Annotated in this window: 19 protein-coding genes; 6 read left to right on the plus strand and 13 right to left on the minus strand. The window is 64.5% G+C overall.

Annotated features, from left to right (window positions below):
* Window positions 1-79: 79 nt before the first annotated feature.
* Window positions 80-487 (plus strand): hypothetical protein, encoded by a 408-nt coding sequence (locus EN859_RS12880; protein WP_127854473.1) that lies wholly within the window; start codon window positions 80-82, stop codon window positions 485-487.
* Window positions 488-633: 146 nt separating this feature from the next.
* On the opposite strand, the gene EN859_RS12885 is transcribed toward EN859_RS12880, so the two are convergent.
* Window positions 634-2,679: an NADH:flavin oxidoreductase gene (locus tag EN859_RS12885; RefSeq protein WP_127854474.1), complete on the minus strand. Its 2,046-nt coding sequence runs from the start codon at window positions 2,677-2,679 to the stop codon at window positions 634-636.
* A 58-nt stretch (window positions 2,680-2,737) separates the two neighbouring features.
* Here EN859_RS12885 and queF point away from each other — a divergent pair, with 58 nt between their 5' ends.
* Window positions 2,738-3,199, plus strand: a complete 462-nt coding sequence (gene queF, locus EN859_RS12890; RefSeq protein WP_127854475.1) for a preQ(1) synthase — start codon at window positions 2,738-2,740, stop codon at window positions 3,197-3,199.
* A gap of 29 nt (window positions 3,200-3,228) precedes the next feature.
* Here the strand turns inward: queF and EN859_RS12895 are convergent, their stop codons facing one another.
* The 5 genes from EN859_RS12895 to EN859_RS12915 all read right to left on the minus strand — a co-directional run bounded on the left by EN859_RS12895 (window position 3,229) and on the right by EN859_RS12915 (window position 8,815).
* Window positions 3,229-4,413: a mandelate racemase/muconate lactonizing enzyme family protein gene (locus tag EN859_RS12895; protein ID WP_127854476.1), complete on the minus strand. Its 1,185-nt coding sequence runs from the start codon at window positions 4,411-4,413 to the stop codon at window positions 3,229-3,231.
* A 7-nt stretch (window positions 4,414-4,420) separates the two neighbouring features.
* On the minus strand, window positions 4,421-4,981 hold the full coding sequence (locus tag EN859_RS12900) for a hypothetical protein (protein WP_127854477.1): 561 nt from the start codon (window positions 4,979-4,981) through the stop codon (window positions 4,421-4,423).
* Window positions 4,982-4,985: 4 nt separating this feature from the next.
* Window positions 4,986-5,465: a DUF3828 domain-containing protein gene (locus tag EN859_RS12905; protein ID WP_127854478.1), complete on the minus strand. Its 480-nt coding sequence runs from the start codon at window positions 5,463-5,465 to the stop codon at window positions 4,986-4,988.
* Between the two features lie 119 nt (window positions 5,466-5,584).
* Window positions 5,585-7,234, minus strand: a complete 1,650-nt coding sequence (locus EN859_RS12910; RefSeq protein WP_127854479.1) for an ABC transporter substrate-binding protein — start codon at window positions 7,232-7,234, stop codon at window positions 5,585-5,587.
* Between the two features lie 30 nt (window positions 7,235-7,264).
* The gene (locus EN859_RS12915) at window positions 7,265-8,815 is read right to left on the minus strand and encodes a trimethylamine methyltransferase family protein (RefSeq protein ID WP_127854480.1); all 1,551 of its coding nucleotides are present in this window, start codon (window positions 8,813-8,815) and stop codon (window positions 7,265-7,267) included.
* Window positions 8,816-8,907: 92 nt separating this feature from the next.
* Here EN859_RS12915 and EN859_RS12920 point away from each other — a divergent pair, with 92 nt between their 5' ends.
* Window positions 8,908-9,813, plus strand: a complete 906-nt coding sequence (locus tag EN859_RS12920; protein ID WP_127854481.1) for a LysR substrate-binding domain-containing protein — start codon at window positions 8,908-8,910, stop codon at window positions 9,811-9,813.
* Window positions 9,814-9,892: 79 nt separating this feature from the next.
* Window positions 9,893-11,767, plus strand: coding sequence for a DNA mismatch repair endonuclease MutL (gene mutL / locus EN859_RS12925; protein ID WP_127854482.1), 1,875 nt, complete (start codon window positions 9,893-9,895; stop codon window positions 11,765-11,767).
* Between the two features lie 206 nt (window positions 11,768-11,973).
* Here mutL and EN859_RS12930 read toward each other — a convergent pair whose 3' ends face one another.
* Window positions 11,974-12,867: a DMT family transporter gene (locus EN859_RS12930; protein ID WP_127854483.1), complete on the minus strand. Its 894-nt coding sequence runs from the start codon at window positions 12,865-12,867 to the stop codon at window positions 11,974-11,976.
* A gap of 111 nt (window positions 12,868-12,978) precedes the next feature.
* On the opposite strand from EN859_RS12930, the gene EN859_RS12935 reads away from it, so the two are divergent.
* Both EN859_RS12935 and EN859_RS12940 read left to right on the plus strand, forming a co-directional pair.
* The gene (locus EN859_RS12935; RefSeq protein WP_189501913.1) at window positions 12,979-13,884 is read left to right on the plus strand and encodes a LysR family transcriptional regulator; all 906 of its coding nucleotides are present in this window, start codon (window positions 12,979-12,981) and stop codon (window positions 13,882-13,884) included.
* A gap of 126 nt (window positions 13,885-14,010) precedes the next feature.
* Window positions 14,011-14,244 carry a DUF2093 domain-containing protein gene (locus EN859_RS12940; protein WP_127854485.1) on the plus strand — a complete coding sequence of 78 codons (234 nt, stop codon included), beginning with the start codon at window positions 14,011-14,013 and terminating at the stop codon, window positions 14,242-14,244.
* Between the two features lie 101 nt (window positions 14,245-14,345).
* Here the strand turns inward: EN859_RS12940 and lpxK are convergent, their stop codons facing one another.
* The 6 genes from lpxK to EN859_RS12970 all read right to left on the minus strand — a co-directional run bounded on the left by lpxK (window position 14,346) and on the right by EN859_RS12970 (window position 19,938).
* On the minus strand, window positions 14,346-15,371 hold the full coding sequence (gene lpxK, locus EN859_RS12945; RefSeq protein ID WP_127854486.1) for a tetraacyldisaccharide 4'-kinase: 1,026 nt from the start codon (window positions 15,369-15,371) through the stop codon (window positions 14,346-14,348).
* Between the two features lies 1 nt (window position 15,372).
* On the minus strand, window positions 15,373-16,689 hold the full coding sequence (gene waaA, locus EN859_RS12950; protein ID WP_127854487.1) for a lipid IV(A) 3-deoxy-D-manno-octulosonic acid transferase: 1,317 nt from the start codon (window positions 16,687-16,689) through the stop codon (window positions 15,373-15,375).
* Window positions 16,686-17,474: a lysophospholipid acyltransferase family protein gene (locus tag EN859_RS12955; RefSeq protein WP_127854488.1), complete on the minus strand. Its 789-nt coding sequence runs from the start codon at window positions 17,472-17,474 to the stop codon at window positions 16,686-16,688. The genes waaA and EN859_RS12955 overlap by 4 nt, the downstream gene beginning before the upstream one ends.
* 5 nt (window positions 17,475-17,479) lie before the next feature.
* Entirely contained in the window at window positions 17,480-17,725 is a 246-nt protein-coding gene (locus tag EN859_RS12960; protein WP_127854489.1) for a DUF4170 domain-containing protein, read from the minus strand.
* 76 nt (window positions 17,726-17,801) lie between these two features.
* Entirely contained in the window at window positions 17,802-18,608 is an 807-nt protein-coding gene (locus tag EN859_RS12965; RefSeq protein ID WP_127854490.1) for a 3'(2'),5'-bisphosphate nucleotidase CysQ, read from the minus strand.
* On the minus strand, window positions 18,595-19,938 hold the full coding sequence (locus EN859_RS12970) for a TldD/PmbA family protein (protein ID WP_127854491.1): 1,344 nt from the start codon (window positions 19,936-19,938) through the stop codon (window positions 18,595-18,597). Before EN859_RS12970 ends, EN859_RS12965 begins: the two co-directional genes overlap by 14 nt.
* Between the last annotated feature and the right edge of the window lie 55 nt (window positions 19,939-19,993).

The following is a 19,993-nucleotide window of genomic DNA, read 5'->3' on the forward strand; positions in this document are numbered from 1 at the left end:
GTTCGAGCTTATACATTGACATCTAATCATTTGATATCTATCTATATAGCTAGCGGTGGGCAAGAGAGGAAATGCGGTCATGCAATATGTCTACATCATCGTCCTCGGCCTTCACGTCATGGCGGGTGTGTTCTGGGCCGGCACGACCATCGCGGTTGCCCGCGAACCGGAGATTCGGGCGGAACGTTTCTTCCGGCCGCAAATGGGCGCGGCCGGCCTGGTTTTCCTCACCGGTTTGCTGCTCTGGTATTTCTTCCACAACGGCTCTTTCGGCTCGATGGAGCAGGTCCTGGCGCTGGGCATCTTGACAGCCTTGATCGCCGCCGGGGTTCAGGGCGCGCTGGTCGGCTCCGCCAGCCGGCAGCTTGCCGGCGCTGATGCGGCGACGCAAACCCAGTTGCGCGCGAAGATGACAAGAGGCGAACGCATCGCCGGCGGGCTGCTGGTCATCACTGTGCTCTGCATGGCCACCGCCAGGATGTTTTGAGCGGCCTGCCACAATCGCAATTGACAGATCGTACGGTGTCCGGCCGCAGGCCGGCGGCGTGCGCGGCGCGCAGACCGGACTGAGGTGCCTGGTGGCTCTCCGCACCGAGGTTCGACTGCGCGCCACCAATCGAGCGGTGACGATCGTCAGATCCGCAAGCCAAACCTGATGCCGTCATAGATGGCGGCGTGGATGTTGCGCGAGGCCACCGCGTCGCCGATGCGCAAGAGCACGAAACCGCCTTGCGGATTGCGCTCGGGGAAGATGTCGCCGCCGCTGACCAGCCGTTCGTAATCGACCGCGCCGCCGTTCTTCGACAGCGGCTTCAGCGCCAGATAGAGGTCGTCGAGCGGCAGCGTGCCGTGCTCGACCACCACCTGGTCGACCCGCCGCTCGCCGCGCCAGCCGTCGGCGAAGTCGGAAGCAAGCTCGGCGACCAATTGATTGCCCTCGTGCCGCACCGACCGCAGCCGTGTGTTGATGGTGATGGTGACGCCCTTCTCCTGGAAGGCGCGCATATAAGGCACGTGATTCATGCCTCCCATCTCGGGGGCGAAGAAGCGCTCCGGCGAAACCAGTTCCAGCCTTGCCCCGCTGTTTGCGATGAGCTCGGCGGCACCCATGCCCTGATGGCCACCATTGTCGTCATAGAGCAGCACGTTTTCGGCCGGCTTGACGCTGCCTGCTATGATGTCCCAGCTCGAGGTGACGAGATTGTCGCCCGTCGCCAGCGGCGGATTTTGCGGCAGGCCGCCGGTGGCGACCACCACCACGTCCGGCGACAGCGCCAGCACGTCGTCCTTCTCAGCCCAGGTGTCGTAACGGATCTCGACGCCGAGCCGGTCGAGCTCGGCCAACCGCCAGTCGATGATGCCGATCAGCTCCTTGCGGCGCGGATTCTGCGTCGCCAGCCGCACCTGGCCGCCGGCCTGGCTCGATGCTTCCAGCACCGTCACCTGGTGTCCGCGCTCGGCGGCGACGCGCGCCGCCTCCAGCCCGCCGGCACCGGCGCCGACCACGACCACCTTCCGCTTCGGCCCTTCGGTCCTCGGGATGATATGCGGGATATCAGCCTCGCGACCGGTCGCCGCATTGTGGATGCACAGCGCCTCGCCGCCTTCATAAATACGGTCGAGGCAATAGGTGGCGCCGACGCACGGTCGGATCTCGTGTTCGCGGCCCTCCATCACCTTCCTGACGATGTGCGGATCGGCGATGTGGGCGCGGGTCATGCCGACCATGTCAAGCTTGCCGGTGGCGATGGCATGGCGTGCGGTGGCAACGTCGGAGATCCGCGCTGCGTGGAAGGTTGGGAATTTCGTCGCCGCCCTCACCTCGCCGGCAAAGTCGAGATGCGGCGACGAACGCATTCCGGTCACCGGGATGACCCTGGTTAGCGCCGCATCGGTCTCGATCGAGCCGCGGATGATGTTGAGGAAATCGACCTTGCCGGAACCCGCCAGCCGCTTGGCGATCTCGACGCCCTCCTCTTTCGACAGGCCTTTCTCGAAATCCTCGTCGGCGACCATGCGGATGCCGACGACGAATTTCTGGCCGACCGCCGCCCTCACCGCATCGAGCACCAAGCCGGTGAAGCGCAAGCGGTTGTCGAGCGAGCCGCCGAAATCGTCGTCGCGTTGGTTGGTGGCCGGCGACCAGAAGCCGTCCATTAGGTGACCGTAGGCCTCGAACTCGATGCCGTCGAGGCCGGCGGCCTGGCAGCGCTGGGCGGCTGCGGCGTAGTCGGCGACGATGCGCTCGATGTCCCAGTCCTCGATGGTCTTGGGAAAGGCGCGATGCGCCGGCTCGCGCACCGGCGAGGCCGACAGCACCGGCAGCCAGTCGGCCTTGTTCCAGCCGGTGCGGCGGCCGAGATGGGTGATCTGGATCATCACCTTGCAGTCATGCTCGTGGCAGGCGTCAGTCAGCTCGGCAAGCCATGGCACGATCCTGTCGTCATAGACATGCAGGTTACCGAAGGCAGCCGGGCTGTCGCGCGAGACGATAGCCGAGCCGGCGGTCATGGTCAGCGCCATGCCGCCTTTGGCCTTTTCGGCATGATAGAGCCGGTAGCGCTGCTTCGGCATGCCGTCCTCGGAATAGGCCGGCTCGTGACTGGTCGACATGACCCGGTTCTTCAGCGTCAAATGTTTGAGCTGATAGGGCTGGAGAAGCGGATCGTTGGTGGTCATCGTCTTCCTGCTGTTTCAAATTGTGCTAATGAGCGACAAAAATTCAAGGATCCCGCTCATGACCGAAACCAAAAACCTTACCCAGCTCGGCACCAAGGTCGAGACGCCGCAGAGCCCCGATGCAGCAGTCCTGGAGACCGTGCCGTTCGAGCGCGGCGACGGCCCGCCAGCGATCGTCCGCTTCACCTGCCCGGAATTCACCTCGCTCTGCCCAGTCACTGGCCAGCCGGACTTCGCCCATATCGTCATCGACTATGCGCCCGACGCCGCGCTGGTGGAATCGAAGTCGCTCAAGCTGTTCATGACCTCGTTTCGCAACCATGGCGCCTTCCACGAAGAGTGCACCATCATGATCGGCCGTCGCATTGTCGCCGCGACCAAGCCGCTGTGGTTGCGCGTCGGCGGCTATTGGTATCCGCGCGGCGGCATTCCGATCGACGTGTTCTGGCAGACCGGCGCGCCACCGGAAGGCGCCTGGCTGCCTGACACAGGGGTCGCACCCTATCGCGGGCGCGGGTGAACAAGGACGTCCAAACACTTGATTTTGCATCAGTTGAGCGGCAGCCGCCGGTAACGGCCGGGATTGTTCGGGTCATTGAAATGGCCCATCGGCCCGTGCTCGGCAAAGTGCCCGGCCCAGCGCTTCATCGCAGCGGGGTCGAGTTCGACGCCCAGTCCGTTGCCCTCCGGCACGCGCACCGTGTTGCCGGTCTGCCGGAACGGACCGTCCTTGATGACATCGCCGATCTGCCATCTAAACAGCGACTGCGACGCTTCGGTGATCCACGGCGTCGCCGCCACGACGTGCAGATAAGCCGCAGTCATGATGCCGAGATCGTTCGAATAGCACCAGAACCCCTTGCCCATCGCCTCGCAGGCGGCAATGAATTTCAGGGTTTTCGACAGGCCGCCGAGTGCCGCGAAATTGCAGACGAAATAATCCGGGGCGCCGAGCGCGACTGCTCGTCTGAGGTCGGGAATGTGGGTTGAAAACGGAATGCGCGAATGCTGGCGCAGCGCCGCCATCTCCTCGAAGGTCGCGACCGGATCCTCGTAGTTGCGGATGTTGAATGGCTCGATCTCGCGCAGCACCCAGCGCGCCGTGGTCAGCGACCACTGCATGTTGGAATCGAGCTTGATCTCAGCCTTTTCGCCCAGCGTTTCGCGCAGCATCCGGACTGTCCTGATTTCGAGTTCGGGATCGCCCATGATCAGCTTGCCCTCGAAGATCGTCGAGCCGTGCTGCTCGCGCATCTTCAGGCAGTAGTCGACGATCGCTTCGGGCGTCATCTCGCCACCCGCCCCGCCCTGCGCGGGACGAAAGGCGAAATATTCCGAAAACGGAATGTCCTTGCGCACCGCACCGCCAAGCAGCTTGTAGAGCGGCATGCCGAACACCTTGCCTCTGATATCCCACAGCGCCAGCTCGACGGCGCCGAACGCCACGGAGGCTGCATTCTCGCCAGTGTTGGCAGTGATCTGCCAGGGCGGCACACAGCGCGCCTCGCAATCGGCGATGTCGAGTGGATCGGCGCCGATCAGCGCCGGCGCGATCTCGGCCTTGATCACCTCGCCGAAATGCCACCATGGCGCCTCGCCCAGGCCGACCACGCCTTCGTCGGTCTCGACCTCGATGATCGACTTCGAGGCGCCGCCATAGAGGCCGGCCGTCCACCAGAACGGGGCATCGAACGGGACATTGACATGGGTGACGCGGATATTGGTGATCTTCATCGCTTGCCTATTCGCACTGATATTGGCTGAGCGCCCATTCGCCGGTCACCGACAGAAGGTCCATGATCTTCCAGTCGCCGTCGACCTTCTTGAACTTCCACTCCAGGCGGTGCGGATTGCCGGCGGCGACGAAGGCGACGACGACCTTGGCCTCGTCGCCCTTGACCGCTTCAATCGTCTTCAGGCTGTTGTCGATCTCAGCCTTCTCGTACTCCGCATTGTCGAGCGCCATGTTGGGATCGAGGCATTCGCCCTGCCCCGATTTCCGCAGCGCATCGCTCTTGTCGAGCACCGACTTCGCCGGATCGACGAAATGGCTGCGCTGAGCCGGATCGAGCTCAAGCCCGGCATGTTCGTAGAACGGCTTCACCATCGCCGTCGGCGAACCCGGCTGCACCGGTGCGGCCGGCGCGCTTTCTGCCGGCGGCAAAGCAGCCGGCGGGTTTGCGGGCGCAGCACTCTCAGCCGGTGCGTTTGCAGGTGGCGCGCCGAACAAGCCCTGGGCGGCGGCGCCGCCCGCTGTCAGCAGGCACACGACCGAGAGCGCCACGAGGCGGGGGCGGGCCATCGCATCACTCCGGGGCCTGACCGGCCAGGCATTCGAGCGCACTCAGCGTCCAGCCGCTGGTCTTCGAGGTGATGTCGGCGATCTTCCACTTGCCGTCGACTCTCTTCAGCGACCAGACCATTTCGCGTTTGGAATCATCGCCTTCCGGGAAAAGGCTGAACGTCGCCGTCACCTCGGCGCTGTCGCCGTCGACGGCCTCGGCGAGCTTCAGCGTTTTCGCCACCGTCTTCTGGTCGAAGTCCTGCGCGTCGAGACCCGGAGCGAAATCGATGCAGGGCACTTCGTCGGGCTTCGCCTTCTGCACCTGGTCGTTGAGATCGAACAGTTTCGTTACCGGTTCGGTGAAACGGTCGCGGTATTTGGCGTCGGCCTCGAATTTGACCGCCGGAACGTAGAAGAATTTCACGGCGTTGGAGGCCGGGCCGGCCAAGGCGGCCGCGGGCGCTGCGATCGAGAGGGCGGCGGCAAGCACAGTCAGTCTCATCCGTTAATCTCCAGGCTTTCGTGGTGGGAACCGTTCAATACCACGAATCCTGTAACCCGGCTTTTTTGCGGCCCATAAATCCCCGAGCGCTGGCACAGATCACCGCCCCGGCAGCTCACTCACGCGTCCAGCCAGACATTCTGGAGATCCATCTCGAAGGTCTGGTGGATACTGTAGTTCTTCACCTTCTTGTTCATGTGGCAGTACAGTTTCTGCCAGAACGGCTGAATGATGACGCCCGAATCCTGCAGGATCTGCTCGACGTCCTTCATGACCTCGCGCCGCTTCTCCACGTCAACGAGCGAGAGAGCCTGCTTGAGCTTGGCGTCGAACTCAGGATTCGAGAACGCCGTTTCATTCCAGGCCTCGCCCGTGCGATAGCCAAGCGCCAGCACCTGAACGCCAAGCGGGCGCATGTACCAGATCGTCAGGGAATAGGGATATTTCGTCCAGTCGTTCCAGAAGGTCGAACCCGGCAGCACCGTGCGCTTCACCTTGATCCCGGCATCGCGCAGCTGGCCGGCAATGGCGTCGCCGGTGTTCTTCTGCCAATCGTCCTCGACAGTGATCAGCTCATGCTCGAAGTCAGCCTGCCCGGCGTCCGCCATCAGCTTCTTGGCACCAGCGGCGTCGCGCGTTTTCTTGGGCAGCGGGTAGTATTCCGGATGAATCGGGCTGACATGGTGGTTCTCACCGACGGTCCCTCGCCCGGCATAGCCAAGTTCAAGCACCGCATTGTTGTCGACGGCCATCTGCAGGGCGTTGCGCGCCCGCTTGTCGTCATAGGGTTTGTGGGTGATGTTGGTGCGGGCAACGAGCGTCGTCGCCGTCGCGACCTCCGATTTCACCAGATCCATCTTGTCGAGAATGTCGATGAAGTCGGCGGGCGTCTCGGCGTTGAGGTCGATTTCGCCGGAGTCGAATGCATTCACCGAGGCGTTGAAGTCGGTTCCGTAGTCGATGAATTCCACGCCGTCGAGCGGGGCTTCACCGCCCCACCACTTGCCATTTTCACGACGCTTGACGACCGCTTTCTGGCCAACCGAATAAGACACCAGCTCGAATGGCCCGGTGCCAATCGGCTTGGCGATCGGATCAGCGCCGTCGGCATCGAATTTGCGGTGGACGACGAGCGCCGGATAGTCGGTGAAGTTCGGGATCAGCGAGATGTCCGGTTCGTTCAGCTTAAGCTTGACCGTGTTGTCGTCGACCTTGGTGATCGCGCCATCCCTGGCCTTGCCGGTCTTTGCGTCGATCAGCGCGCCGACGCGTGCGGCCATGGAATTGCCGGAAACAGCTTTCTCGCACCAGCGCGTCAAATTGTAGACCACGTCATCGGCGTTGAAAGCATCGCCGTTGTTCCAGGTGACGCCCTTGCGCACATGCAAGACGTATTCGGTAGCGTCGTCATTGATTTCCCAGCTTTCGAGCAGAACCGGCTCGAATGTGAATTGGTGCGTGTAGCGGACAAGCGGCTCCAGCCAGGTGCGGGTGATGTTTGCCATCTCCACCCAGTCGTAAGTGCGCGGATCCTTCTGTCCCTTCACCGACATCGATACGCGCAGCGTTCCGCCTTTCTTCGGCTCTTCGGCCAAAGCCCGTTCCGGCACAGCAAGACCGATCATACCGTAGGCAAGGGCCGTCGATGCCCCGAAGGCGCTTGCCAGCGCCAGAAACTCGCGTCGATCCACTCGGCCTGCGCGCGCGTCGCTAGCCATCGTCTCGATGGCGCTCGGTACGCGATCACCGTTGCTTCTGAAGAGTGTCATTTTTTCCTCCCTTTTGTTCCCCTCACGTCTTCAACTAACGCTGTCTGGCAGCTTTTCCTCGCGTAGCGCGATCAAATCTTTGAGACCATCGGCGATACCCTCATCGAGCTTCGGCTCCTCATAATCCGCGAGCATGTTGCGCGCTTTCTCGCGACCGCGCGTGTCGTGGTCCTTGGCCCCTTCAGCCTTCCACTGTTCGAACGAATTGAAGTCCATCATGCTGGGCATGAAGAAGGCCGACTCGAAATGTTCGAGCGTGTGCTGGGTGCCAAGGAAATGGCCGGCGGGGCCTACCTCGCGGATTGCCGCCATAGCCTCCTTGAAATCGTCGAACGGGAGTCCGCCCGCATATTTGTACCAGCCAACAAGCTGTTCGCAGTCCGTCGCGAATTTTGAATAGCCGCAGGTCAGGCCGGCCTCGAGCCATCCGGCGGAGTGCCAGATGTAGTTGGCGCCGGCAAGGATGGCGGCATGCATCAGCATGTTCGCCTCGTAGCCCGCCTGGGCGTCGTTCAGCTTCGACCCGACATGGAAGCCCGACGTGCGCCACGGCAGCTGGTATTTCCGCGCCAGTGCTCCCATCAGATACATCATCTGGGCGGCCTCCGGCGTGCCGCCCATGGGAGCGCCGGTCTTCATGTCGACCGTAACCATGAACTGTCCATAGATCTGCGGCGAACCCGGACGCAGGAGCTGTGTGAACGCGACGCCCGCCAGCGCTTCCGCATTGACTTGCGCGACCGCACCGACGGCAGAGGCCGAAGTCGAGGCGCCGCAGAGCGCGAAGGGCGCAAGGATCAGCGGCTGGTTGTGGCGCGCATAGACCTTCATCGCGTCCAGCATGGTGGCATCCCACACGAGCGGCGAATTGCAGTTGGTGATCGCCACCAGCACCGAATTGTCCCGGACGAAGTCCTCACCGAACACGATGCCTGCCATTGCCATCGTGTCTTCCGCCCGTTCCTTGGACGTCACGATGCCCATGAACGGCTTGTCTGAGTGCTTCAGCGCTGAATGGATGATGTGGAGGTGACGCTTCGGCACCGGGATTTCCATCGGCTCGCAGATGATCGAACTCGACGAGTGCAACGCTGGCGCCATGTAAGCGAGCTTATGGAAATTCTGAAGGTCGGCGAGCGTGCCATAACGCCTGACGTTGTCGAGGTCGCGCACATACGGCGCTCCGTACATGGGTACGAATATTGAGTTGTTACCGCCGACGCGCACCGAACGCTGGGGATTCCTCGCGTTGAGCGTGAACTCCGACGGGACCTTCGATACGAGTTCCATCAGGAGGGCGCGGTCGATCCGGACTCTTGTCTGCGAGACATCCGCTCCGGCGGCCTTCCACATTGCAATGGCTTCGTCGTCGCGGAACTCGCAGCCTACTTCTTCGAGGATGCTGAGCGACTCCTGGTGGATGAGCTCCACCGCCTCATCCGGGACCATCTGATACACCGGAATCTTACGGACTAGGGTCGGAAACGACGCCATGGGAGTTCCCCGCAGCGCCTTGCGTCCCAAGCGGCCACCCGCTCGACGGTTGGCGTGTTCGGTCACCTCAGCGGCCTGTGCGTTCATGGCAACTCCATTCCTCTCATAGCGACCAATCTACCCAGACAAAATGCAAGTGTGACGCTGGAAAATTCTGATCTTTTGTATAAGTTCAGCTTATGCGAAACCTGCGCCAGCTGCTGCCCTCGGCCGGCAGCCTGATCGTCTTCGAGGCGGCCGGGCGGCTGTCGAGCTTTACCGCCGCTGGGCGCGAGCTCGGCATGACGCAGGCCGCCGTCTCCTATGCGGTGCGCGCGCTGGAAGAACAGCTCGGTGCCAAGCTGTTCCAGCGCCGCCACCGGCAGGTCAGCCTGACCGAGGCTGGCGAGCGCTTCCACGCCGACGTCTCGCTCGGGCTCTCGCACATCCGCAAGTCGGCCGAGGATCTGCGCCTGCAGACGACCGGCGGCCATGTGACGCTTGCCGCGTCGACTGCTTTCGGTTCCTTCTGGATGATGCCGCGCCTGCAGCAGTTCCGCGACGAACTGCCGGGTATTGATCTGCGAATCCAGACCGCCGACCGTGACCTCGACATCATTGCCGAAGGTATCCCGCTCGGCGTACGCGGTGGCGAGCCGAAGGAATGGGCAGACTATCATGCGCTGCCCCTCGCCGACGAGGAAATCTTCCCGGTCGTTGGCACAAGCTATGTGGCGAAGTTCGGGAAGCCGGAGACCGTCGAGGAACTGGCGACGCACCGCCTCATCCATCTCGAGGAGCCGTTCCGCGAGGCGGCAAGCTGGGACGAATGGTTCGCTTCGGCCGGCGCCAGCCTGAGCGGCGATGCCGGGCGCGGCCTGCGCATCAATGACTACGCGCTGGTGATCCAGGCGGTCATGGAAGGCCAGGGCATCGCGCTCGGCTGGCGCCACCTTGCCGAGCGGCTGCTGGCTTCGGGGCTGCTGGTGCGCGCAACGGATCACGTCATGACCACCGGCAAGGCGTTCTACGTCATCTGGCCGAAGAACCGCGAGCTCAGCGACAACGCCCGCAAGGTGCGGGACTGGCTGGCCGCGCAGGCGTGAGGTGCAAAGGTGTGCGCAGCGGAGCAATCCGCAATTCTGCCCCTCTCGCACGGGCCACGAATCCGCCTATAGTGGCTTCATGCCGATACGCCAGCTTTCTGAAACGATGATCAACCAGATCGCCGCCGGCGAAGTCATCGAGCGTCCGGCGAGCGTGGTCAAGGAACTGGTCGAGAATGCGCTCGATGCCGGCGCTGCCAGAGTCGAGATCGTCACCGCCGGTGGTGGGCTGAACCTGATCCGCGTCACCGACGACGGCTTAGGCATACCGGAAAAAGAACTGGCGCTGGCGATCGCCCGCCACTGCACCTCGAAGCTTGCCGACAACATTCACGACATCCGCTCGCTCGGCTTTCGCGGCGAGGCGCTGCCCTCGATCGGCTCGGTGGCGCGGCTGTCGATTCGCTCGCGCACGGCGTCGGGCGACAGTGCAGCCGAGATCAGCATCGAGGGCGGCCGCGTCTCCGCCGTCAAGCCGGCGGCGGCCAATCGCGGCACCACGGTCGAGGTGCGCGACCTGTTCTTCGCCACGCCGGCGCGGCTCAAATTCATGAAGGGTGAGCGCGCCGAAAGCTCGGCCACCAGCGACGTGGTCAAGCGCATCGCCATCGCCTTTCCCGCCGTGCGCTTCACGCTGGCCGGCTCCGACCGCTCGACGCTGGAACTGCCGGCGACCGACGACAGCCCGGAAGGGCGGCTGCGCCGGATTGCACAGGTGATGGGCGCCGACTTTCCGGACAATGCCATTGCCATCGATGCCGAGCGCGAGGGCGTGCGGCTGACCGGGCATGTCTCGATCCCCTCCTTCACGCGCGCCAACGCGCTGCAGCAATATGCCTATGTCAATGGCCGGCCGGTGCGCGACAGACTGATCGCCGGCGCCATTCGCGGCGCCTTCGCCGACGTGCTGCCGCGCGACCGTTATGCGGTGACGGTACTGTTCCTGACGCTCGACCCGGCCATCGTCGACGTCAATGTCCACCCGGCCAAGGCCGACGTGCGCTTCCGCGATCCGGGACTGGTGCGCGGGCTGATCGTCGGCGCCGTCCGCGAGGCGCTGGCCAATGCCGGCATCCGCGCCGCCACCACCGGCGCTGCCGGCATGATGGCGGCCTTCCGGCCGGGCGCGGCATCCTATGCGCATCCCGGCCCGGCCAATGGCCACCGCAGCTACGAGGCAGCCTACCGTGCCTCCGGCTTCGCCGGTTTCGACCCGGCACGCTCGCCGCAGCGACCGCTCGATATGGGCTTTGAAGATACCGGTTTAGCAAATGGTGGGTTCGGCGAAGACGATCAGGCGGCATTCGATGCCGGCCCGCTTCACAGCGCCGACACGCGCGCCGGATTAAGTGAAGCTGCGGAAACGCTGCTTGGCACGGCGCTGGGTGCTGCACGGGCGCAGGTGCATGAGAACTACATCGTCGCGCAGACCAGGGATTCGCTTGTTATCGTCGACCAGCATGCGGCGCATGAGCGGCTGGTCTATGAAGCACTGAAGAACGCGCTGCATTCGCGCGCCGTGCCGTCGCAGATGCTGCTGTTGCCCGAGATCGTCGACCTGCCGGAAGAGGACGCCGAACGGCTTGCTCTGCATTCGGAAACACTGGCCCGTTTCGGCCTCGGCATCGAGCGCTTCGGCCCGGGCGCCGTCGCCGTGCGCGAAACACCGTCGATGCTCGGCGAGACTGATGTTCAGCAGCTGGTGCGCGACCTCGCCGACGAGATCGCCGACAACGACACGGTCGAGACGCTGAAGGAGCGGCTGGACAGGATCGCCGCGACCATGGCCTGCCACGGCTCGGTGCGCTCCGGCCGCCTGCTCAAGCCTGAGGAGATGAACGCGCTGCTGCGCCAGATGGAGGCGACGCCGGGCTCCGGCACCTGCAATCACGGCCGCCCGACCTATATCGAGCTGAAGCTGACCGATATTGAGAGGCTGTTCGGAAGGCGGTGAAGGGCTCGCATGGGGCGGCCCTCACCCGGACCTTCGGTCCGACCTCCCCACAAGGGGTAGGTGGGAGCCTTGCCCTTGCCCTTGCCCTTGCCCTTGCCCTTGCCCTTCCCCTTGTGGGGAGGGTGCTGCGAAGCAGCGGGGTGGGTACGAAAAGAGCCGCCTCACGGCGGCTCTTTTCGAGTCAGGAAATAGCGCCAACCTCTGATTCACCTCTTCAAATTGACCACGATGACGCCACCGAGCGCCAGCGCGCCGCCAAGGATGCCGAGCAGCGTCGGCACCTCACCCAGCCAGAAGAAGCCGATCAGCGTCGCCACGGGCGAAACGAGATAGAGGAAGTTCGAAGCACGCGCCGCCGGCAGGCGCGACAGCGCGGTCGCCCAGGCGGCGTAGGCGATGAGGCTGGGCACGATGCCGAGAAAGATGACGGCGCCGAGCCCGGCCGTGTCTGCAACCGCCGCCTGCGCCAGGCCGCTCGGCAGGAACGGCGACAGGCAGAGCGCGCCGAGCACCATGTTGGAGGCCGAGATGGTCAGCGGGTGGTGGCGGGCAAACAGCGGCTTCTGGACGATGGTGTTAACGGCCGAGCATAGCGCCGAACCGAGCACAAGCAGCGCGCCATTGTCGAAGCGCAGACCCTGCCCTTCGCCCATGGCAATGATGCCGATGCCGGCGAAGGACAGGAACGTGCCGGCCCAGGCGAGGGCCGAAAAGCGTTCGCCAAGCAGCGCCATCGCCATGATGGCGGTGAAGATCGGGCTGACATTAATGATGAAGCCGGCGGCACCGGCCGAAACGGTCTGTTCGCCGAAATTGAGCATAGCGGTATAGAGCGCGACGAAGACGGCGCCGCCGACGGCGAAGCGCCACAACTCGGCGAGCTTAGGCAGCGCCGGGCGCTTGACGGCGAGGAAGATCGCCGCCGGCACCGCGGCAATGGCAAAGCGTAGCGCACCGAGCTCCAGCGGCCCGAAGGCAGCGAGGCCGGCGCGGATCGCGGGAAAAGCTGAGGCCCAGCCGACCACTGTCAGCGCTACCGCAACGGCCGCGGTGGTGTCCATGCGCTGTGTCGGATTCAACGTGCCGGTGTAGGCGCTCATCGCAATGTCCTCGTTCTTCAATGGCATAAAGAGACTAGACGCCATAGCGGCCCGGTTGACAAACGACCAAATCGAGAATCACCTGTGAGCATGGATCACAGCTCAGAGCCGATGCTTCCGCTTGAAACCTTGCGCGCTTTCGACGCCGCGGCGCGCACCGGCAGCTTTTCGGCGGCGGCAGAAAAGCTCAACATCACCCATGGCGCCGTCAGCCGGCAGATCGCCAAGCTCGAGGACTGGCTCGGGCTAAAGGTGTTCGACCGCGGCGCACGCGGCGTCTCGCTGACGATCGAAGGCAACCGCCTGCACCTGCGCACCAGCGAGGCTTTTGCGCTGATATCAAGCAATTCGGACCGCTGGGTCGAGCCGCGCGGCACCGCCGTGGTGCGGCTGACTTCGATCCCGTCGGTCAGCGGGTTGTGGCTGATGCCGCGCATGGCGGCGCTGGAAAACAACCCGTCCAAGCTGCGCATAGTGCTCGACGTCGACATCCGCCAGGCGGACCTTGCCGACGAGGGCATCGATCTGTCGATCCGCTGCGGGCGCGGCCGCATTCCCGGTCGCATCTCGGTGCAGCTTTTCGAGGAATATGTGTTCCCGGTCGCGTCGCCGGAGCTCGCCAAGGAGATCGGCCGCGGCGACCCTGCCCGGCTGCTCAAATTTCCGCTGATCAACGATTCCGATGCCTCGGCCTGGCGCGCCTGGTTTGCGGCGCAGGGCATGGACTACCGTCCGCGCACGCACGACCGCCGCTTCGAGGATTACAATCTGGTGCTCGACGCCGCCGCCTACGGGCTGGGCATCGCGCTGGCGCGCCCGCCCTTGACCGAGCATCAGCTGAAATCAGGCCGCATCGTCGCTGTCGACGACCGCATCGCGCTCAATCCGGTGTCCTACTGGCTCGACCGGCCGCTGGGTCGGCCGCGCGCCGCCGCTGCCGAACTGGCCCGGCGCATCGCAACCCAGGCGGGACTGGCGATGGAGAAGATGGAGGCGTTCCTCGAGGCCGAAGAATAGGGCCGAGCGATCCCGACTTCAGTGCAGCGACACAAAACCGGCCGGAGCGGCCATCATCATTGCGTCAAGCTTGACCTTGCCGGCAATTTATGGCGATGACATCGTCATGAACCTTGGCGTCATCCCATCATGAACCGCTTCGAAGGCCCTGGCGGCAGGGAAGCCCGGATCCGCTATCTCGACGGCGACTTCCAGGTCACCAGCCCCGGCGCATTCGTGCGCTGCGCGGTCACCGGCGAGAGCATCCCTCTGGACGAGCTAAAATACTGGAGCGTCGCCAGGCAGGAGCCTTACGTCAACGCCGCCGCCTCGCTGCGCCGCGAGATCGAAACACATCCGGAACTGCGCAGCAGGCGGTAGTCCGGCGCAGAACGAAAGCCGTTTTGTAGCGATCCTTCGCGCCCCCGTCCTGCCGGCGTCAAACAGCTCTCCACCGTCGCGGGTGCTCGAAAGTCTTTGTATCACCCTCTCAGCCTGCGCTGGCGCCAGGCATCCAGCGTCTCATTGATGATGCGCTCCGGCACGTGGTCGAGCTCGAACACGGTGTCGATCGCCAGCACGTCGAGCCGGCCGAGGAAATCGGGGGATGCTCCCTGGCGCAGACGGGCAGCGTCCTTGGCGGTGGTGACGAGGCCAAGCCCGGCGCGGCTCGCGGTCGCTGCCAGTTCGGCAAGTTCGTCGTCGGCATAGAAATGATGGTCCGGAAACGGCCGAGCCAGCGCGACCTCGCCGCCAGCTTCGCGCACTGTGTCGAAGAATTTTTCAGGATGGCCGATGCCGGCAAAGGCCAGAAAGCGCTTGCCGGCAAAGCGTTGCTTGGCGCTTGGGCATGTATGCGCCTCGAAGATCGGCCGGCCGGCGCGCGCCGCCTGGCGCACGACCGCATCGGCCGCTGTGCCCTCGCCCATCTTTAGGAGCCCGTCAGTGAAGACCAGTTGGTCGACGATGTTTGCCCTGAGCGGCCCCCCCGGAATGACGCGGCCGTTGCCGATGCCGTAGCGCGCGTCGACGACGACCAGCGCATAGTCGATGTGGATGCGTGCGCTCTGGAAGCCGTCGTCCATAATCAGGAAATCGCAGCCGTGTTTTTCCAGGAGAAGCCTGGCGCCGGCAGCGCGGTTCGGCGTCACCGCGACCGGCGCGTGCTCGGCCAGCAGCAGCGGCTCGTCGCCGACATGTTTGGCGGCATCGTGATGTGGATCGACGACATGCGGCTGCGCAAACGAGCCGCCATGGCCGCGCGACAGGAAGCCCGGTTGGAGCTGCATGCGCCTGGCCTGTTTGGCCAGCGCGATCGCCACCGGCGTCTTGCCGGTGCCGCCGACGGTGAAATTGCCGACGCACAGCACCGGCGCCTCGACCTTTTCGCGGACCGCCTTCCGCATGCGGCGGCCGGCGATGAGCGCATAGATCGCCGACAGCGGTGACAGCGCCAGCACACGCCAGTCCGGCTCTTCCCACCAGAAGGGCGGTGCTTCCGAAGTCACCCTAGCGCCCGTTGGCGCCTTTCAGGCGCGACTTGACGACCAGCGGCTGGATGTAGGGCTCGAGCGACTTCAGCGTGCGCGCCAGCGCACCTCGCATCTCGTCGACGGTCGCCGTGCCCGCCGCCATCATCTCGTGACGGGCCGCCTCGTTGGTCAAAAGGAAATTGACGGCGCCAGCCAGCATGTCGCGGTCGCGCACCAGCTTGGCGCCGCCTCTGTCGAGCAAGCGCTGATAGGCCTCGCGAAAATTCTGGACATTGCGGCCGGCCAGCACCGCCGTCTCGAGCATGGCCGGCTCCAGTGGGTTCTGGCCGCCCTCGGAGGTGAGCGAGCGGCCAACGAAGGCTATCTCCGTCAACCTGAGATAAAGCCCCATCTCGCCGATCGTATCGCCGAGCAGGATATCGGTGTCGGCCGTGATCCTGTCGCCCGTGCTGCGCCGTGCGAGCTTCAGTCCCATGCCGGAAATCTGCGCAGCCAGGGCTTCGGCACGGTCGGGATGGCGCGGCACGACAATCGTCAAAAGGCCGTGGTGTCGTTTGTACAGCATGGCGTGGACCTCGGCGGCCACCACCTCCTCGCCGTCATGGGTCGAGATCGCCGCCCAGGTCGGGCGGGCGCCGATCTGGCGCTTCAACAAAGAGAGCGCCCTTTCATCGGCCGGCGGCGGCAAGGTGTCGACCTTGAGATTGCCCGACACGGTGACCGGGCGGGCACCGAGCGAGCGGAAGCGCTCGCCGTCGACGTCCGACTGGGCGACGACATGGGCAAGGTTCTCGAACAGCGCTTCGGCGATGTTTGCGCGCTTCTTCCAGGATTTGAACGAGCGGTCGGACAGCCTGCCGTTGACCAGCACCTGCGGCACGCGGCGGGCTCCAAGTTCCAGGATGGTCATCGGCCATATCTCCGATTCGGCGATGATCGCCAGATCCGGCTGCCAGTGATCGAGGAAGCGGCTGACCGCCGGCTTGAGGTCGAGCGGCACATATTGGTGGATGATGCGGGCGCCGAGCCGTTCGTCGGCAACCTGCGCGGAGGTGACCGTGCCGGTTGTCAGCACGATGTTGACGCCATAGTCGAGGATGCTCTCGACCAGCGGCACGACGGCGATGGTCTCGCCGACGCTCGCCGCATGGATCCAGATCAACGGCCCTTCGGGACGCGGACGGCCGGCGACGCCATAGCGCTCGCGACGGCGAACGCGGTCTTCCTTGCCCTTGGAGGTACGCCAGGCGACATAGGGTCCGATCAGCGGATAGGCAATTGCCCCTGCGAACCGGTACGCCGTCAGGAAGGTGCGCGCCCAGCGCTCGCTCATTTCAGGCCATCCACGAGGCGGTAGGCCTCGGCAGTCGCTGCGTTGAGCGAGGCCGTGAGCTCCTGACGCTTACGCTCCATTTCGGCGTCGTCGGCATTGGCCGGCACGAACACCGGCGTTCCGACGACGATCGAAGAGCGGCCGAAAGGCAGGTTGATGGTGGTCTTGTCCCAGCTCTTCTCCAGCACCTTGCGGCGGCTGGTGGCGATGGCGGCAGGCAGGATCGGCCGGCCCGAAAGACGCGCCAGAAGAACGACGCCAAGCCCAGCGTCGCGCGGCGTGCCGTGAGGAATGTCTGCGATCATGGCGACGTTCTTGCCAGCGCCGAGCGACTTTTTCAGGGCAATGAGCGCCTTGGCGCCGCCCTTGTCGAGATGCTTCGAGCTTTCGCGCCCGCCGGAGCCGCGCACCGCCTCGATGCCGAATTTCTCGATCATCAGCGCGTTGAGCTCGGCATCGGCGCTGCGCGACACCATGGCGACCAGCGGCCGACCTGCGGGATAGTAGGCCGGGGTCAGGAGATGCTGGCCGTGCCAGAGCGCAATGATGCCGGGTTCGAGATGTGCATAGGCGCCGCCCGAAAACCGCGCCGATCCGTCGACCAGGCGATTGGTCAGGCGCACCAGGCGGACGAACTGCGCGAACAGGCTGGCGATGGCGTTCTTGACGAATCGCGACTGCGCCAGCGGTTCGCGAATCCTGCGCCAGAACGTCCGGGTCGTGCCGCCGCGTTTGCTTCTGACGGCGGACCTCGTGGCCGGCCCTTTCACCGCTTCATGCTCCATCGGTATCAACCGGCAACCTTGTTTTCGGGGTCGAGCAGGCGGTGCAGGTGAACGACGAAATAGCGCATATGTGCATTGTCCACGCTGGCTTGCGCCTTGGCTTTCCACGCCGCGTGCGCGGATTTGTAATCGGGGTAGATGCCGACGATGTCGAGCGCGTCGAGATCGCGGAATTCGGTGCCGCCCAGCTTCTTGAGTTCGCCGCCGAACACCAGGTGCAAAAGCTGTTTCTTTCCGTCGTCAGCGGCCATGTCGATCCTTCATAAATCGTGAATTTGCGACAGGTCTAGACCAAAGCCGCCGACTTTGGAACCATTGATGATGTGTTCAACCATCTAGCCCGGCAATGACGCCGGCGAGGACGGCGAGGAGTTCGCCGCTGCCGGCGGCCAGCGCGCCGTGATGGATCACTTCGCCGGCATAGCGGGGCGCACGGCCGTGCCGGTCGAGCAGGGCACCGCCGGCCTCGCGCAGGATGAGGTCGGCGGCTGCGATGTCCCAGTCATGCGCATTGGCCTTGACGAAGGTCGCGTCGAGTACGCCGCCGGCGATCATCGCCAGCCGGTAGGCAAGCGAGGGAAGGTAGGGCACGCGGTTGAGCCGGCTCTGCCATTCCTCCGGCATCAGATCGATCAACGGCTTCGGTCCGGCGACTTCGGCCCTGTCTGCCAGGGGCCGCACGGCAATGCGCTGACCGTTCAGGAACGCGCCCTCGCCGGGCAGCGCCCAATAGGTCTCATTCACAGCTGGGCATTCGAGCACGCCGGCAAGCGTGCGGCCGTCCTCGACCACGGCGACGCTGACGCACCATGAGCGATGGCCTTGGAGGAAGCCGCGCGTGCCATCGATGGGGTCGACGACGAAGGTGCGGCGCGCCGAAAGCCTTGCCTGGTCGTCAACCGTCTCCTCCGACAGCCAACCATAATCCGGCCGCGCCGCGAGCAAAGTCTGGCGCAGATAGGCGTCGGCGGCATGATCGGCCTCGCTGACCGGCGAGGTGCCGCCCTTCATCCAAACCTGCGGGTCCTTGCCGAAATAGCGCATGGCGATGACGCCCGCCTCGCGGGCCGCGTCGCGAAGCAGCGACAGATCCTCGCCCGCCGCAGCGGATATGGTCGTATCAATCTCCGGCAAGGGTCATGCCTTCGATCAGCAGAGTGGGCGCCGCGGTGCCGAAATTTCGGTCGAGGTCGCTTGCCGGAACCATTTTCAGGAACATGGTCTTCAGGTTTGAGGCGATGGTAACCTCGGCAACCGGATAGGCGAGCTCACCATTCTCGATCCAGAAGCCGGACGCGCCGCGGCTGTATTCGCCGGTCACCATATCGACGCCCTGGCCGAACACTTCGGTGACGTAGAAGCCGCGCTTCAGTGATTTTATCAGGTCTTCCGGCGTCCTTTCGCCCGGCTCGATGGCGAGATTGGTCGACGATGGCGAGACGGAGGAGCCATGGCGCGAGCCGCGTCCGTTGGTGACGAGACCAAGCTCGCGCGCGGCCGAGGTCGACAGGAACCAGTGGTTCAAAACGCCTTTTTCGACCATCAGCAGCTTTTCGCCCTCGACGCCTTCGCCGTCAAACGGACGCGACGCCTGGCCGCGGCGCCGGAGGGGCTCGTCGGTAACGGTGATCTCGGACGAGGCGACTTGTTTGCCCATCATGTCGCGCAGAAAGCTGGTCTTGCGCGCCACAGCGGCGCCGTTGATGGCGCCGGCAAGATGGCCGGCGATGCCGCGGGCGACGCGCGGATCGAACACCACGTCGACCGGGCCAGTGGCCGCCTTGCGGGCGCCGATACGCCGCGCGGCGCGTTCACCGGCCTTGCGGCCGATATCCTCCGGCGCGTCGAGATCGGCAAAATGCTGGCGTGAGGAAAACTCATAGTCGCGCTCCATGCCGGTGCCTTCGCCGGCAATGACACTGGTCGAACGCGAAAAGCGCGACGCGACATACTGGCCGAGGAAACCATGCGAGGTGGCAAGGACCAGCCCGCCAAGCCCGGCACTGGCGTTGCTTCCAGCCGAATTGGTGACGCCCTTGACGGCAAGCGCTGCCGCTTCCGCGGCAAGGGCAGCCTCCTTCAGCTCATCGGCCGAAACCTCGGTGGCGTCGAACAGGTCGAGATCGCGCGGCTTGCCGACCAGCAGGGCCGGATCGGCGAGCCCCTGATAGGGGTCCTCGGGCGACACTTTGGCCATGGCAACGGCGCGCTCGGCCAGCATCTTCGGGTCCGATGCTGCGGTAGCAGAAACGCTCGCCACCCGGTTGCCGACGAAGACGCGCAACGAGACATCCTCGCTCTCGGAAGCCTCGGTGGCCTCGACCTTGCCGAGCCGCACCGAAACGCTGGTCGAACGGCCGCGCACCGCAACCGCGTCGGCGGCGTCGGCACCGGCTTTTTTTGCAGCCTCGACCAGGGCCGCGACGCGATCGGTCAATTTCGCTGCGTCGAGCGTGTCGGTCATGCGTGTGATCCTGTTTTTTTGTCAGCTGCGCGATCGGCCGCTGGTGCACCATCTA

Source organism: Mesorhizobium sp. M00.F.Ca.ET.216.01.1.1 (assembly GCF_004010325.2).
Taxonomy (GTDB): domain Bacteria; phylum Pseudomonadota; class Alphaproteobacteria; order Rhizobiales; family Rhizobiaceae; genus Mesorhizobium.